Raw genomic sequence first — 14,742 nt, forward strand, 5'->3', positions numbered from 1 at the left:
GATATCACACGAGACCTCAAAAAAAGAAACGCACCAGGAAAATATCGAACGTAAGAACCTGGACGCACGCGTCGGAATGAACATCCCCCTTACTGCTTTTTTTGCTCTTCTATACACACGGTTTCTCTTATCTATGATCAGATGTTATTATTGTTTCGAATATTTTCCTGGGAGGGATCATCTTGTCAAGAGTAAAGATAAGCATTATCGGCGCCGGCAGCGCTGTCTTCTCGCTCAGGCTGGTGAGCGACCTGTGTAAAACCCGCGGTCTCCACGGGAGCGAAGTGACTCTCATGGATATCGATGAGAACCGGCTGAAGGCGGTACAGATCCTCGCTACAAAATTCGCCTCGGAGATGAAAACCGAATTAACCTTCAAAAGCACGACCGACCTTCAAGAGGCTATAAAGGGAAGCGACTTCGTGATCAACACCGCGCTGGTAGGCGGGCACGCCTTTCTCGACAGAATGAGGGCGATCGGTGAGAAGCATGGTTATTTCAGGGGTATAGACAGTCAGGAGTTCAATATGGTCTCGGACTATTACACTCTGACCAACTGGAACCAGCTCTCATACTTCCTCCAGATCGCCCGAACGATGGAAGAGCTCAGCCCCGACGCATGGCTTCTTCAGGCTGCCAACCCGGTCTTCGAAGGTACCACTCTGATTAGACGCAATAGCAAGATAAAGATGATAGGCTTCTGCCATGGTCATTACGACGTCTTCGAAGTGGCAGAGACTCTCGGTCTTGAGAGAGAGAAGATAGACTGGCAGGTCGCCGGTGTGAACCACGGGATATGGATGAACAGGTTCAGGTACGAAGGAAGAGACGCCTATCCTATCCTAGACAGATACATCGCCGAAAAGGGTGCGGAGCCTTTCAGGCCGGTCAGTCCCTTCAAAATACAGATGTCACCGGCCTCGTTGGAGATGTACGGCTTCTACGGTATCATGCCAATCGGCGATACGGTAAGGAACAGCAGCTGGAAGTACCACTACGATCAGGAGACACTCGAGAGATGGTACGGAAGCCCATGGGGCAGTCCCGATTCGGAACCGGGCTGGCAATGGTACAAAGATCAGCTAGGTCAGATCACACAGGCCACGATGGGACTGGCCCAGGCTATTGCCTACTATCCACAGGCTAGCCTCGAGATGCTCGTGACCGAGGGTGCGAAGAGCCTCTCGGGTGACTTCACAGGCGAGGCGATGAAGCTCTACGATCCCTCCCAAATGAGCGGCGAGCAGCACATACCATTTATAGACGCCATAGTGAACAACAACGCCTCAAGATTCGTGGTCAACACTCTTAACGAAGGTACGATAAGTGGAATCGACGACGATGTCGCCGTAGAGGTCACGGCCGTCGTCGATAGTCAGGGCATCCATATCGAGGATGTGGCTCCACGTCTGCCAGACAGGGTGATCGACTGGTATCTCAGACCGAGGATAATGCGCATGGAGTGGGCGCTAGAGGCCTTCATGAAAAAAGATCCCGGTTTAATAGTCGAGATCTTAATGAGGGATCCCAGAACTACCTCTTACGAGCAGGCGAGAGGCGTGGTCGAGGAGATCTTCGGAGCCTGGTGAAACGATGGAAACGATCGGTTTGGAGGAAAAAACTCGCTGTCCATGGGCTTATGGAGGCCCTCTATATATCGACTATCACGATAACGAGTGGGGCGTTCCGGTTCACGACGATATAAAACTCTTCGAGTTTATGATTCTCGAGAGCGCGCAGGCTGGCCTGAGCTGGATAACGATTCTCAGAAAGCGCGAGAACTATCGCCGGGCCTTCGCCGATTTCGACCCGGAGGCTGTATCAAGGTACGGAGAAAGAGATATCGAAAGGCTTATGAATGACCCTGGAATAGTCAGAAACCGCCGCAAGATAACGGCCGCCATAAACAACTCGGCGGCCTTTTTGAAGGTCCGGGAAGAGTTTGGAAGCTTCGATAGCTACATCTGGAGCTTCACGGGTGGAAAGCCAGTGACAAATTACTGGACGGGGCAGAACGAGGTCCCGGCGGTCACGGAAAAGGCCGTGGAGATCTCTAAAGACCTCAAGAAGCGGGGCTTTTCCTTCCTGGGTCCGACAATAGTTTACGCTCACATGCAGGCCACCGGGCTGGTCAACGACCACCTCGTATCCTGCTTCAGGCACGCGGAGATATCTAAAATGCTTTGAAGAAGACCGTTGCGGATTGGAAGAATGGTATAATCTGAAAAAAGGTTGTGAGGCGATAGTATGGAATGGTTGCACATAGAGCCGATACTTGATCTTATAGAACTCGTCGATACGCCCTCCTCTCTCGAGAAGAGGTTGAGTTTCATCATGAACTCACCCCTGAGGCATATGTTCGGCCAGTTTCAGGTGCCGGAAGAAGAGGCCAAAAGATGCCTGGCCGCGGCCCTTTCGGGAGAGGAAGATCACAGCGGACTTTCGAAGGACTGCACTGAGCTTATAGCATATATAGAAAACATAAGAAAGCGTGAAGAGGAACTCAGACTCTTCTTCGGCCTGATGGGCAAGCGCGAGGCCTCTATAAGAGAAGAAGCCATAAAAATGGCCCGGGAATATCTGCCGCCTTCGGCCTCCTTCGAGAAGCTGAACGTTTACTTCGTGCCGATGCCCTACAACGCCAACGCCGATAATCTTGGCGTCTATTTCGACCCGATCTTCGCCATGGACATCGGGCTGGACGCCATCACCGGAGTTATGGCCCACGAAGCGCACCATATAGGCAGAAACTCCGTCACTTCGGAGCGTCTGGAATTTGGCGATAAACCTCTCGAAATGCTTGCTTACAGGTTCATGTGTCTCGAGACGGAGGGGATCGCCAATCTCGTCAACGACGCTTCGAAAATCCCCTCCTTGAAAAGGATAGCCCTGACCAGAGCCAAAATCATGGCCGAGTTCGAGAAACATCTCGAGCTCCTCCAGGAGGTCTTTTTGAACCTCGCCGGGGGAGTCATCACCGAAAGGGAGGCCCGCGCTCTCATGTCCCGGAGCTGGTTCACAACGGGCAGCCTTGCGCCCATCGGCATGAAAATGGCAATCGAGATAGAGAACGAGTTTGGAAAGGAAAACCTCGTGAAAACCGTCGGCGACACCGTGGCCTTCTTGAAAGCTTACCAGAAAGTGGCTCTGAAGAAGAACTACTACCTTCTCGAAGACGAAACTTTCGACAACCTGGAAAAGCTTCTCAAGGCCCGTCCATAATTATCTATCGCCGGAGGTGAATCCGATGCTTTTGCTCATTAAAAATATAAGCGTTTACTCACCCGGGCCGATCGGGAAAATGGATATGCTCGTCGGAGGCGAAGAGATACTGAAGATCTTCGAAAACATACCCTCGAGCGATATACTTTCAATGGGAGGAAGACTCGTCGATGGGACCGGCATGATAGCCGTACCGGGCTTTGTCGATGGTCACACACATCTCATAGGGGGCGGTGGCGAGGGCGGCTTCTCCACCAGAACTTCCGAAGGTTTTGCCGGGCAGTTCATAGATGTCGGAACGACCACGGTGGTCGGTATGCTCGGCACCGACGGCATCACCAGGGACCACGCCTCGTTACTGGCCAAAGTGCGCGACTTCAACAACGAAGGAATCAACGCCTTCATGCTCACGGGCTCTTACAGGTACCCGCTCAAAACTCTCACCGGCGACTTGATGAAGGATATAGTTCTGGTGCCCGAGATAATCGGTGTGGGAGAGGTGGCCGTTTCCGATCACAGAAGCAGCAATATGACCGCTGCAGAGCTCCAGCGAATGGCCATGGACGCCAGGGTCGCCGGGATGCTTTCGGGCAAATCCGGGGTGACGGTTCTCCACATGGGCGACGCCCGGGCCGGGTTGAAGCCGCTAATGGAGGCCACCGACGACGGGACACTTAATCCGAAGCAAATCATCCCGACCCACATAGACCGCACCGAAAGATTACTGGCCGAAGGTCTGAACTGGGTGAAGGAGCGTGACGGCTACATAGACTTCACCGCCGACGAAAACCGGACTGCCCATACCCTGGCCGATCTACAATCTCGCGGCTACAACTTTGAAAGGTTCTGTGTCTCCTCGGACGGGCTCGGCTCAATGCCCCTCTTTGATGAGCAGAAGAATCTGATCGGTATAAGATCCGGTCCAGTCGATACGCTCAGAAAAACCTTTGTGAGTCTCGTGAAAGAGCACGGACTCGAAATTCACCGCGCCCTAATGCCCTTCACATCTAACCCCTCGCGTTTCTACAAACTCGACTCGTCCGGTCTGGGATTCATAAAGGAAGGCAAAAAGGCCAATTTCCTTATCCTGAACGACGAACTTGAAATAAAGGGTGTCTTCTCGAAGGGAAGATTCCTGAAAGAGGGAGGTTCATTATATGACCGGAACGGCTGTGTATTATAGTTTCACCGGATCAACGGAAGTTATCGCAAAGAGCTTTTCCGAAAAATCGGGCTTCAAACTCTTCAAACTGGAAGACAGAGAAAAAAGAAAATTCGCTCCCGCTTTCGCATCGATACTCGGCCTGGGGACGGCTCTCAAAGAGCCACTGCCGGACATAAAAAACGTCGATTTCCTGGTCCTGCTGACGCCCATCTACGCCTGGCATCCCTCGGCCCAGATGAACACGTTCATAAAAAAAGCCGGCATCGGCGGCAAAAAACTCTTTCTTGTAGGTGTTGGAGCCGGCGAAACCAACGAAAAGGCCATGGCGCGCTTCTCCAGTAAGGTGAAAAAGCTGGGCGGACAGGTGGTCGGAACCAAGACCTTCAAGGGCGTACAGCTTGGAAAGAACTACAAAGAAGTGGAAGCGGAGCTGCTGAAATCGGGCGAAGAACTGGCAAAAACAACCGACAGCCTCACCTGACGCGCCAGCGGGCAACAACGCGAAAACCACCGGAGTGAGAAGCTCAAGAATGTCCGGCGAATAACTCCGGCGGATCAAAGACTAAACCGGGTCGTATTTCTTTTCTGTACGTATGTCGTATAGCGCAGATTATCAGTGTAGATAACCTCCAGACCGGTCTTTTCTCCAATGACCCTCATCGTTTGGGGAGTATAGAAAGAGATATGACTCATATCCCTCATATAGTACCAGTTCAGGAACTCCTCCTCGCTTTCGGGGTGGAAGAGAGTCATTATCGATAGAACACTTCCTTCCCCCATGCACTTTTTGAAGATTTCGAAATGCTCGAGTGGATTCTGGAGGTGTTCGATCACTTCCGTCGAGGTTATCATGGCGTAGGTCTTCCCCTCGTAAATCCTGTCAGGCGAGAAGAAGAGATCGTAAATATCCATCGAAAAGCCGTAGTCCCTCTCCAGAATCGTGGCCAGCACGGGAGAAGGGCCGCTGCCGTAATCAAGACCTCTCTTTCCCCTGCAGAAAGGAATCACCGCTTCCTCTATGAATCTCTTGAAATAAGCCACATAACGCGGATCGTCTATACTGTTGTTGTGCCTGCTGTATATCTCAAGCTCTTTTTCCCGTGTAATCAACGAATTCTCATCCTTCGAGATGAATCCGCACTCGTGACAGTAGTAGTATTTCAACCGGAACTTCCTGTGGAGCATCTCTGCAGTGGGCGAGCCGCAGATCTTGCAAAAATCGTTCATCTCCTCCTCCTGTGTTCATAAAACAGTGGTCAGAGGTCCATGGTCAGAGGTATGACAGAGCGATAAGATCCGAGCTTTTAATCTGACCTGTCGTCTCCAGTCTCTTTATAAGTGTACACCCTCCTCCCTGTGAGAACTGTTGCTCGTGTGGGTTGTGCGTTGTGGATCATAATGCTCCCGTACTGTCATCCCGTAATGCTCTTATACGGGATCTCGTTCTTCCCGCTCTTTCGAAGGACGGAGATGCCGGATCGGAGTCCGGCATGATGTGAGGGAGCTGTCATCCCGTAGTGCTCCTATACGGGATCTCGTTCTTCTCGTTCGTCTCTAAGCAGAGGTAAGAGGAATGAGGTCAGAGGTAAGAAGATCAAAATCCCGCTCTTCTCGCCTCGCGAAGACCGGGATCCTGACTAGGAGCATGTCAGGATGACCCGAAGGGGCCATCATCCCGTTAACCGCCCCCATCCTGTCATCCCATGTTCTCCTATACGGGATCTCGCTCTTTATATATGGGACCCCGCTCTTCCGCTCTTCCCGTTCTCTCCTCTCTCTTCTCTTCTCGAATCTTTAACCGAGAACCTTGACGCGCAGCGTCGGAACCGCTCTTCTCATGCTGTTTTGCTCTTCTCGGAGGACGGTGAACGGAGAACGGCTTCTATGCTCTTCCACCCTTCGCTCCTTCTAAGGACGGTTCTTCCTGCTCTACTGCGGAAATCAATTTCACACTTTTCGAGCTTCACTGGAAACCACTTTCCCTTTGTTCGATTAATGCAATCGGTCGTACGATAGCAAACCAGAACAACTTCGCGAATCGCAATGCGCTGGAATTAAGAATACATCGGACATATTGTCTAATAAATGTATATTAAGATCTATATCGTAACATTAGATCGATTATAGAGTGCTATGTTACATACTGACACGATAATGCTATATATATGTCAGCTTAGATTAGGAGGCGTAATGATGAGTAGAAAAAAAGGGTTCTCTCTGGTTGAACTGTTGATCGTACTCGCCGTGATGGCAGCACTTATCGCAACAATCACACCCGTGGCGTTGAATGCCATCAAGAAATCCAAGGCAACACAGGTAGCACAGAACTTGAAGACACTTGCGAGTGCAATTGAAAATGCAGCTTATGTGAATGGAGTAAACGATAACCACGTTCTTAAAGCTGGTACAACAACACCAATAGTATTATCTGATCTTGGAAGGGATATTGATCCTGAAAAGTATGGTGTCTGGTATACTGGAACATCTAATAAACCAGGAGAATTCGAGGTTTTGATCTTCTATAAAGGTACAGATGTCGATGCAAAACTAGTCAATCAAACAATGCCTAATGCTACAGATACCAAACCTAATGAATTTGATAGTATTGCTGGAAACAACCAACTTGGGTCTAAATCATTACCTAATACCAAGGAAGGAATATTCTATACTCTGACATTTTCCGTCTATTGATGGCATAATCGATAAATTTTTATTGAATCACAAGGCCCTCAAATCGAGGGCCGTTTGGTGCTTCCAGTTTGTTGGCACACCCTTGCATATAACTGTTCAGATGGATAAACCAACAAACAGGAGGGATAGTATATTATGAAAAACAGAAAAAAGGGATTCTCGCTGGTTGAGCTTTTGATCGTTCTCGCGGTTATGGCCGCATTGATAGCGACAATCACACCGGTGGCGTTGAATGCAATCAAGAAATCCAAGGCGACACAGGTAGCACAGAATATTAAAACATTGGCAAGTGCTTTAGAGAATGCAGCTTACGTAAATGGAATAACATCCGATGGACTGATTGCAGGTCCTGGTGGAACCAGCGCTGTTACAATTGATCAGCTTGGTAGAGATATAGACGATACAAAGTATAGTGTAGCTTATGCTCAAACAGGTGGTAGTTTTACAGCAGTTATATATTATATAGGTGCAGATGCTGACATAAATGTAGTGGATGATATTCTTCCATTAGCAACTAATTCAGCAACTAAACCAGACGGAACATACTCGACTACTCTTGGAAGTGCTTCTTATACATCAACAGATAGTATATATTATCAGATAACTTTCACCGTCTATTGATAACCTCCAATAAACCAAAGCCCTCTTCGGAGGGCTTTTTTATGTTTTACCAGTTGCCGTATTCAATTCAATCCATCGAGAATATAAGAGCTTCGCTTGCCAATGAGATTTTATGCACGAAAGATAGAAGCTAATTTTTCGCCCTCTCGAAGCTCGCTTCATCTGATTCTCCCAAGTACCGCCTTTAAGATAATCCGGCAGATCTTTAGAATCACTTGACGGTGACTTTCGAGTCCTTTTTCCCATTCGAGCCCCTGGTGGTGCTGCGTAATTGCTCCTGCCATTTGCCGCATCTGTCGCCCCAGACTGCCACGACTTTGCCGTCGGCTTTTGCGTTTATCACTTCGCAATTGTTTGAGCAGCCGTTGCAGATGAAGCTCGAGGGTCTGAAGTCTGTGTTGAGGTAGTCGAAGCCCCTGAAGGTGCTTTCCCGCCCGGTTCTCTCGACCTCTTCTCTGGCAAGTATGGCCGCACCGATCGCGCCCATGACATCGTAGTTGGCCGGAACTATCACCTCGCATCCCATCGCCTCTTCGAAGGCTTTTTTGATCCCCTTGTTGGCCGCGACGCCTCCCTGGAAGACGAACGGGGGTTCGAGCTTCTTTCCCCTTCCGAGGTTGTTTATGTAGTTTCTAACCAGCGCCCTGCAGAGGCCCCAGATTATGTCTGGCTTCGAAAAGCCGTACTGTTGTTTGGCGATCATGTCGGATTCGGCGAAGACGGTGCACCTCCCGGCTATCCTGACCTCGTTCTCGGCCTTCAGCGCAAGGTCTCCGAAGTTCTCGATCGGTATGCCGAGCCTCTCGGCCTGATGGTCGAGGAAAGAGCCGGTACCGGCGGCGCAGACGGTGTTCATGGCGAAATCCACGACCATTCCGTCTTTTATGAGTATTATCTTGGAGTCCTGTCCGCCGATCTCGAAGATCGTTCTAACGTGCGGGATTTCTCTTGAGGCGGCCACGCCGTGCGCGGTGATCTCGTTTTTGACTATATCGGCCCCCAGCAGAACCCCTGCCAGCTGTCTGCCGCTGCCGGTTGTCCCCACACCCAGCACGAGGGGCTCTCCCAGCTCTTCTCTCAGCCTGGACATCGCGAACTTGACGACGTCCATCGGCTGGCCGTTGGTCCTTATGTAGTACTTGAAGAGTATGTTTTCGCTCCCGTCAAGGGCCACGACGTTCGTACTTACAGATCCTACATCCACTCCGACAAATATCTTCATATCTCCACCCACCCGTAGATACTACGCGGTTTTTGCGGCCATTTTCTTCCGCTTGCTGTTTTTGATCAGGTCAACGAAGGCCTCTATTCTCGTCATGCTGTTGGCCTTGCCGCTCTGCTCGTCTATCGCCAGGGTCAGGACCGGGATGCCGTAATCTTCCGAGATCCTCGGTATGATACTCTGGGAAACCAGTTCAGGCAGACACGCGAAAGGCATCAGGTGAACCACTCCATCGAAGCCCCGCTTGCTGTAATCCACGATGTGGCCGACGTTCTGCTTGGCGTGGCCACCGATTATTATCTTTATGTAATCCTCGCCCATCTTGAGGATTTCCTTCTCCCTGCCCTTGCCGAAAAAGTTGTGATCGACCCATTCGCCTATATACTGTGATCTTTCGGCCTCACAGCCGAGACTGCAGAGTGTGTTCTCTATATCCATATTTATGCTCGACTCTATGACGACGAAGATCTCGCCGACCACTCCTATACGTATTTTATCCCTTTCGTCAACTTCTTCAAGCTTTATGGAAGCGAGCAGCTCTTTCGCCTCTTCGTAGGCCGTCTCCGTCTCTTTCATGGTCCAGCATCTGTCGTAGGAACTCCTGATCTCCTCGAAGGCTTTGAGACACGAGCCATGCACCGTCTCGTAAGGAATCATGGTGTGTATCTTCTTGTCGAATTCGTCGAGATCTTTCAGCATCCGCAGTATGACCCTGCCGGTCGAGATGACCTTTCGTAGAGAGTTCTTGCCTTTCAGCCTGAAGAACTTCGATACGTCGCCGCGCAGGTCGCGCTTGATCGAGTCGAAGATTATCAGCTCGACATCGTAGCCCATATGCCTGAGCGTTCTCTCGTGGAGTTCGCCGTAGAAACCGGCCCTGCACGGCCCGTGCCCTCCGCTGGTTACTATTATTCCCGCCCCCTGCTCGCAGGCCTCTATGTAGTTGCCCATCAACATCTTGTAGGGGAAACAGGCGAACTCGGGACTGTTTTTCGTCCCCAGGTCTATCGTCTTCTGCGTCGGTCTGGGAGGGACTACAACTTCGTAGCCCAGCATCTCCAGGAGCTTTTTGTAAACAAGCACGTTTCCCAGGTAGGGAAAGGAGTACTTCATACCGCATCACCCACCGGAACGGTCTTTCTCTTTAGCATGTCCACGAAGGCCTCGACCCTCGTCTGGAGGTGGTTCTCGCCCGTGTGCTCGTCTATCCTCACCGTCATGAAGGGAATCCCCGAATCCTCCGACTCCAGCTCGAGGAGCTTGCCCAGGAAGGCGTCGGGGCCGCAGCCGAAGGCCGTGACGTGTATCACCCCGTCGACCGATCTCTCCCTGAACATCTTGTATGCTCCTCCAAGCAATTTATCGCTGAAGGTCCAGAAGAGACTTTTCTTCATCTTCTTTATATATCTCTTAAGCTCTCTATTGGAAAGCATCTCGAAAGTCAGCACGTTGATTCCGAGCTGTCTCAGCCTCTCGGTCACATTCATGCTGACGAACTCGTCGTAAACGTCGTAAACGTATCCCAGAAGACCTATCTTCGGCCCGTCTATCTTCACGGGTTCTTTTATCCTGTTGGGATTCTTGAGTCCCTCGAAGGCTTCGGCGATCGTCCTGCCGCCCAGGCCGAGCTTTCTGAACTTCCGCCAGACCTCTGCGCCCTTCCTGCAGGCCAGCTCGATTCGCTTATCCGAGACGGCCAGCTTTTCGGCTATGGAGTAATACATCTTCGGGGAGAATATATTCTCCGACCTGGATTGAACGTCCATGGTCAGAAGCTTTCCGGCTACCCCTGGAATGCTGTGCCTGGCCATGTCTGGCAGTCCCATGAACTTGGGGCAGAAATACTTGCCCTTTTCCACCGAGGCCATGCGGGGTATGAAGACATAATCGACCCCGCTTTTGAGTAACTGGAGAACGTGACCGTTGAATATCTTTATGGGGACGCAGATCTCCGGTACCGAGACCCCTATCCCCATATCGACGGTTTTCTTGTCTGTACTGTGCGAAACCACCACTTCCGCACCGAGTTCTTTGAAGAACTCCGTCCAGAATGGACCGTAATAGTAATAAAGCAAAGCGTTAGGAATACCTATTTTCATCTGCTTTCTGCCTCGCCCATCCCGTCCACGAACAATCCGACATCCCGAACTGGACAGTTTATCCGATCATACCAAATATAGCATTATACTCATCTTTTGTACCGCTTTTAGTGTTAAAGCTTTGACCTCTTTAATTTCCCTTTAATTGCGTACCCGCTATGCTCGATTTGTGAACTTTCAAATCACGAAACTGGAGGTGTCTGCGATGAAGAGAAACAGTTTTTTCCTGCTGGTAGTTCTAACGATCTTTCTGGTCAGCGGTTGTTTCAACTTTCCCGTTCCGAAACCCGATGAAAACGGCACGGTCAGGGTGTCGCTGACCGACGCCGTCATTCCCCTGGAGGATATTGAAAAGCTGGAGGTTACCATCGAGAGCATGGTGCTGTACGGCGCCGACGGTGCCACGCTCACAGAACAGACCCCGCTGATCGTTCTCGATGAAGCCATAACTGTGGATATCATGACCCTTATCGGCGAGGAGATAGACCTGGGCGTGTTCGAGGCAAGCGGTATATACAACCAGCTGAGGATGGAAATAAGCGAGGCTACTCTAACCGCCAACGGCAAAGTCTTCCCCGTCACGGTCAATTCCGGTTCACTCAAGATCAACAATCTGGGCATAGATCTGAGCAAGGACGAGGACACCTTTCTGGTGCTGGATTTCGACCTCTCAAGATCCCTCAAGATAAACGGCAAATGGGAAGAGGCGAAGGGCGGAAAGGAGGGCCACGAGGATAAAGTGCACATGACGCCTGTGATACATATCCGCCACGGAAGTCTTTACGATGTGACCGGTATCGCGACTCCGACCGGTGAGGCCTCGCCGCTTCTGGTCGCACTCGTGCCGGAAGAAATCGGTGATACGCTCCTCACCTTCACACACACGGATACGCCGAAGTGGGAAAAGGGAGAGTTCCGCTTCTGCAAGGTCGCTCCCGGAAGTTATACGCTCAAGTTCTTTGACAATTACACCGATGAGGGTTTCGATGTCGATACCAGTGCGCCACTTTACACTTATCCCGAACCCGTGGTTGTTGTCGATAGGGATCTCTCTCTTGGTACAATAGTTCTTGAGTCAACTACCCCCGGCTAAAGCCGGGAGCTTGTAGCTCAAGGAACTGGCTACTTTAGGGCTTGTTGACGAAAGCCCATTCGTAATCGCTAGGTGTGCACTACGAATATTGTAAGCGGCATTAGTATCAGCATTGGCAACGTGTCCACATTGTTCGCAACGGAAACTATGTTTGTCTCTATTGGTCTTTGAAATATGTCCGCAAATAGAACAACGCTGAGAGGTATATTTGGGATCTATGTACACCACCTTTACACCTTTCGCCAACGCTTTGTACTCGACAAACTGCTCTAGTTGGTAAAATGCCCAGTTGGATATTTGAAAATTGGTCTGTTTGCGATAACTTTTTATACGTTCACGTATATTGGCCAAATCTTCAAATACTAGAGTATCTCCAGGGTTCAAACTATTTACCAACAGTTTAGAAATACAGTGATTCACATACTTCATCCATCTTTGCTCTTTGCCAGATAGCCGTTGCAGAGCACGTTTAGCACTCTTTGTGCCTTTGGCTTGCAGTCTTGCTCTAAGATGTTTGAAGCGCCGCCTTGTATGCTGTATTTCTTTTCCAGATATTTTTATGTTGTTGGTAGTAGCCACGATATTATATATGCCTCTATCTACACCAACAATTTTAGAATCACTGTTGGCTAAATCGTCGGGATCAGGCACATCGTTTTTGATGGATATATCCAGATAAAACGTTTTGTTCCTCTTGTTGAAGTATAGTGTAGCGAACGTAGGTTTCTGGTCCAAAAGCAAGTGGCGCTGATAATTACCTATTGCTAATGGTATATGCAGTCTGCCATTTATTGTGGACAAAGAAACTGTCCAGGAGTTTACATCGAGTGAAAATATACGCTGGTCATAATCTACAGATGTTGCCTTAAAATGGCGTGGACACGATTTCTTCTTCCTTGTAGACTTCATAGCCTGGGCAACACGAGCGATGGCTCTAACTGCTAAATTGGCAGTCAAGCCAAATCTGTCCCTTATCTCCTTGTAAGACTCGTGGTGTATTTTGAATTGATTATGTATACCTTTTATGTAGGCGATATCGAGAGTGTAGTTGCAGGCATCGGCAAACTTGTGCACGGTGTCCTTAAGTGCATTGTAAACATCACTGTTATATTCAACTTGTAGTTTGCAACGTACGCTCTGCACTAATTTCTTGATATATATCACCTCATAGTTGTTGTAACACATATATACAAAAATAACAACGAAAGGTAGGTGAAGGCGTCATTCCTCACCGGGCTGAAGCCCTGTGTCTCCTGACGCCATTTCTATGAGGAGAGTTATAAGGGCACTGGCCGTTTCGGTGCTGATTTTCCTTTCGATCTCCGTCCCCGGACAGACGACCCTGCTGGAGGCCGAGCAGGAGTTGCTAAACCAGTTGCTCGAAGGCGGAGAGCCGTTTCGCTTTCTCGATCTTGAACTGATCGACCTGGCTGTAAAAAAGGCCGGAGGGAACGTTCGCGCCCTGTACTATCTCCCTTCTGAAGGGACGCTTATCGTGATAACCGATAGAAACTCTTTCAGGCTGACCCCTGATCTGGAGATAGCTACGAGCGAAAAGTTTGAGACACCGCTGGCGGGAGTGAACGTGAAGCTCTCGCTCATAGACGCCTTTTCGCTGGTTTCTCTTCAGACCAGAGAGGGAATTCTTGGACTTTATCTGGAAGCCAGAGAGAGCGGCCCTTTCTGGCACGTTATAACCGAATCCAGCGCCTACACTCTCGGCGCAGCCTTCGCTTCAACCGTCAGCGTCTCTGATACGCGAAGCGCTCTGAACGCCGTTTCTGAGAAGATCAAGAAAGAGAAAGAGAAAGCGATGGCCGAGAAACCCGGCCATCCCGAGGAACCCGGTCAGTCAGACCAGCCGGGTAAACCGGAAGAACCCGGCCGACCGGACGATCCTGGCAAATCCGACGACACTCCCGGCAAGGGAAACGGGAAGAAATAGACACCATGAAGTTGCTTATTATCGAGGACGAGAGAAAACTCTCCGACAATATATCCGATTTTCTCAAAGGCGAGGGCTACTCCGTCGATGCGGCGTTCGACGGTGAAGAAGGGCTGGATCTGGCGCTCGAGCGAAGCTACGATTGCATAATCCTGGACATTCTGCTCCCGGGTATGGACGGCCTCTCGCTATGCAAATTTCTCAGGGAAGAGATAAAATCCACCGTGCCGATACTCATGCTAACGGCGCTGGGTGAGCTTGACAACAGGATAGAGGGGCTAAATGCCGGCGCCGACGATTACCTGCCCAAACCCTTCGATCTTCATGAGCTTCTTGCCAGGATCAAGGCGCTCCTGAGAAGGGCAAATCTCAGGGGCGGCGAAAGGATAGCCTGCGGTGAGCTCGTTCTCGACTCCAGAAAACAGACCGTTTTCTACGGCGAGAGACCGATCGAACTGAGCGCAAGAGAATTCTCGATTCTCGAGTTATTTATGAGAAACCCCGGAACGGTCTTCACCAGAGAGGAGATTACCGACAAAATCTGGGAGAGCGGCTACGAACCTCGCAGCAACATAGTAGACGTTTACATCCGATACATACGCAAAAAGCTCGAAGCGTTGATGCTCGACCACATAATAGAAACCGTTCAGGGCAGGGGATACAGGTTGAGGGAGAAGCCGTGAG

The 14,742-nt window shown here is 50.2% G+C and carries 15 protein-coding genes; 10 read left to right on the plus strand and 5 right to left on the minus strand.

Annotated elements, in window-relative coordinates; all coding sequences use genetic code 11:
* Positions 1–182: 182 nt before the first annotated feature.
* Genes aglA through MESINF_RS06665 form a run of 5 tightly spaced genes read left to right on the plus strand, consistent with a single transcriptional unit; the run spans position 183 to position 4,868 of the window.
* Positions 183–1,589, plus strand: coding sequence for an alpha-glucosidase AglA (gene aglA / locus MESINF_RS06645; protein ID WP_169699093.1), 1,407 nt, complete (start codon positions 183–185; stop codon positions 1,587–1,589).
* A gap of 19 nt (positions 1,590–1,608) precedes the next feature.
* The gene (locus MESINF_RS06650; protein WP_231936647.1) at positions 1,609–2,187 is read left to right on the plus strand and encodes a DNA-3-methyladenine glycosylase I; all 579 of its coding nucleotides are present in this window, start codon (positions 1,609–1,611) and stop codon (positions 2,185–2,187) included.
* Between the two features lie 60 nt (positions 2,188–2,247).
* Positions 2,248–3,222 carry a DUF5700 domain-containing putative Zn-dependent protease gene (locus MESINF_RS06655; RefSeq protein WP_169699095.1) on the plus strand — a complete coding sequence of 325 codons (975 nt, stop codon included), beginning with the start codon at positions 2,248–2,250 and terminating at the stop codon, positions 3,220–3,222.
* 25 nt (positions 3,223–3,247) lie between these two features.
* Positions 3,248–4,405, plus strand: a complete 1,158-nt coding sequence (gene iadA, locus MESINF_RS06660; protein WP_169699096.1) for a beta-aspartyl-peptidase — start codon at positions 3,248–3,250, stop codon at positions 4,403–4,405.
* Positions 4,380–4,868 carry a flavodoxin family protein gene (locus MESINF_RS06665; protein WP_169699097.1) on the plus strand — a complete coding sequence of 163 codons (489 nt, stop codon included), beginning with the start codon at positions 4,380–4,382 and terminating at the stop codon, positions 4,866–4,868. The genes iadA and MESINF_RS06665 overlap by 26 nt, the downstream gene beginning before the upstream one ends.
* Positions 4,869–4,942: 74 nt before the next feature.
* Here the strand turns inward: MESINF_RS06665 and MESINF_RS06670 are convergent, their stop codons facing one another.
* Positions 4,943–5,614, minus strand: a complete 672-nt coding sequence (locus tag MESINF_RS06670; protein WP_169699098.1) for a class I SAM-dependent methyltransferase — start codon at positions 5,612–5,614, stop codon at positions 4,943–4,945.
* A gap of 966 nt (positions 5,615–6,580) precedes the next feature.
* Here MESINF_RS06670 and MESINF_RS06675 point away from each other — a divergent pair.
* Positions 6,581–7,078, plus strand: coding sequence for a type II secretion system protein (locus MESINF_RS06675; protein WP_231936648.1), 498 nt, complete (start codon positions 6,581–6,583; stop codon positions 7,076–7,078).
* A gap of 135 nt (positions 7,079–7,213) precedes the next feature.
* Positions 7,214–7,699 carry a prepilin-type N-terminal cleavage/methylation domain-containing protein gene (locus MESINF_RS06680; RefSeq protein ID WP_169699100.1) on the plus strand — a complete coding sequence of 162 codons (486 nt, stop codon included), beginning with the start codon at positions 7,214–7,216 and terminating at the stop codon, positions 7,697–7,699.
* 211 nt (positions 7,700–7,910) lie between these two features.
* On the opposite strand, the gene MESINF_RS06685 is transcribed toward MESINF_RS06680, so the two are convergent.
* From MESINF_RS06685 to MESINF_RS06695, 3 genes are read right to left on the minus strand one after another with little or no spacing between them, the layout of a single operon-like run.
* Positions 7,911–8,921, minus strand: coding sequence for an acyl-CoA dehydratase activase (locus MESINF_RS06685; RefSeq protein WP_169699101.1), 1,011 nt, complete (start codon positions 8,919–8,921; stop codon positions 7,911–7,913).
* Between the two features lie 21 nt (positions 8,922–8,942).
* Positions 8,943–10,034: a 2-hydroxyacyl-CoA dehydratase gene (locus tag MESINF_RS06690; protein WP_169699102.1), complete on the minus strand. Its 1,092-nt coding sequence runs from the start codon at positions 10,032–10,034 to the stop codon at positions 8,943–8,945.
* Positions 10,031–11,020 carry an acyl-CoA dehydratase activase-related protein gene (locus tag MESINF_RS06695; protein ID WP_169699103.1) on the minus strand — a complete coding sequence of 330 codons (990 nt, stop codon included), beginning with the start codon at positions 11,018–11,020 and terminating at the stop codon, positions 10,031–10,033. Before MESINF_RS06695 ends, MESINF_RS06690 begins: the two co-directional genes overlap by 4 nt.
* 205 nt (positions 11,021–11,225) lie before the next feature.
* Between MESINF_RS06695 and MESINF_RS06700 the strand changes: the two genes are divergently transcribed.
* A complete protein-coding gene (locus MESINF_RS06700; RefSeq protein ID WP_169699104.1) occupies positions 11,226–12,113 on the plus strand; it encodes a DUF4382 domain-containing protein in 888 nt (295 codons plus the stop codon).
* On the opposite strand, the gene MESINF_RS06705 is transcribed toward MESINF_RS06700, so the two are convergent.
* A complete protein-coding gene (locus MESINF_RS06705) occupies positions 12,096–13,187 on the minus strand; it encodes an RNA-guided endonuclease InsQ/TnpB family protein (protein WP_169699105.1) in 1,092 nt (363 codons plus the stop codon). The two genes, MESINF_RS06700 and MESINF_RS06705, sit on opposite strands and share 18 nt — an antisense overlap.
* Positions 13,188–13,380: 193 nt before the next feature.
* On the opposite strand from MESINF_RS06705, the gene MESINF_RS06710 reads away from it, so the two are divergent.
* Both MESINF_RS06710 and MESINF_RS06715 read left to right on the plus strand, forming a co-directional pair.
* Entirely contained in the window at positions 13,381–14,058 is a 678-nt protein-coding gene (locus tag MESINF_RS06710; RefSeq protein WP_169699106.1) for a hypothetical protein, read from the plus strand.
* A gap of 5 nt (positions 14,059–14,063) precedes the next feature.
* Positions 14,064–14,741: a response regulator transcription factor gene (locus MESINF_RS06715; RefSeq protein ID WP_169699107.1), complete on the plus strand. Its 678-nt coding sequence runs from the start codon at positions 14,064–14,066 to the stop codon at positions 14,739–14,741.
* Position 14,742: the final 1 nt, after the last annotated feature.

This window comes from Mesotoga infera, from assembly GCF_900157305.1.
In the GTDB taxonomy this organism is placed as follows: domain Bacteria; phylum Thermotogota; class Thermotogae; order Petrotogales; family Kosmotogaceae; genus Mesotoga; species Mesotoga infera.